The organism is Vibrio sp. 2033 (genome assembly GCF_033339735.1).
In genome coordinates, this window is the sequence record NZ_JAWOVC010000195.1 from 1 (window position 1) to 868 (window position 868).

Genomic DNA, 868 nt, shown 5'->3' on the forward strand with positions numbered 1-868 from the left:
TTTATGTCTGGCCAAACGTTCGACAAGCTCACGTTGACCGACAAAGTGAGTGGCCAAACTTACGATTTATCGAACGCAGAAGCGAAAGTCTATTCCATTCCAGGTGCGTTAGTGCAGGTGTTGGACTTGGACGATATTCACGTGCAAATGGTGTTGCGCTTCGTGACTGACCGCTCTTCGCTGGTGGAAACGCTCATCACTAACAAAACTGATCGTGATATGAACTTGGCGTTGGAGTGGGACGGCGAGTTGGTGAAATACGCGCTGTCGACGCGCAAAGACCAAACCGTGGCGCAGTACTACCCAGATTACAAGCGCCAGATTTCGACCATCGAGAACGGCATTAAAATTAACTTTAGCGAGATGAAAGACAACTGGGCGATCCGTAACGACCGCGATGCCGAGTTCCGCATTACTCGTTCTCTACCGACGAAGACGTTCACCAACGAAACCTCATTCAGTTCTACCGCGGAGATGAGCCTACCAGCTGAGCGAACATCGGCGGTTTATACGGCGTATTCTAACCTGCACAATGCGAAAGAAGTGCAGTCAGAATCGTTGAAATTGCAAGATGTATTAGCGAATCCAACTCAATACATGGAAGCGTCGAAAGCGCGTTGGGACGGCTATTTAGCGAATGGTCTTATCAACAAAGAAGCGACAGCAGACCAAGCTCGCGTAGCGGTAAAAGCGATGGAGACCCTAAACGGTAACTGGCGCTCTGCGGCGGGCGATATTGAACAAGCTACAGTCACGCCATCGGTCACTGCGCGTTGGTTCTCTGGTAACTTAACATGGCCGTGGGATTCGTGGAAACAAGCGTACGCGATGGCGCATTTCAACCCAGATGTTGCGATGGACAACATTC

Annotated in this window: 1 pseudogene; it reads left to right on the forward strand. The window is 50.3% G+C overall.

Annotated elements, in window-relative coordinates:
* Nucleotides 1-868, forward strand: a pseudogene (locus tag R7P74_RS25540) (alpha-glucosidase); the annotation flags it as partial.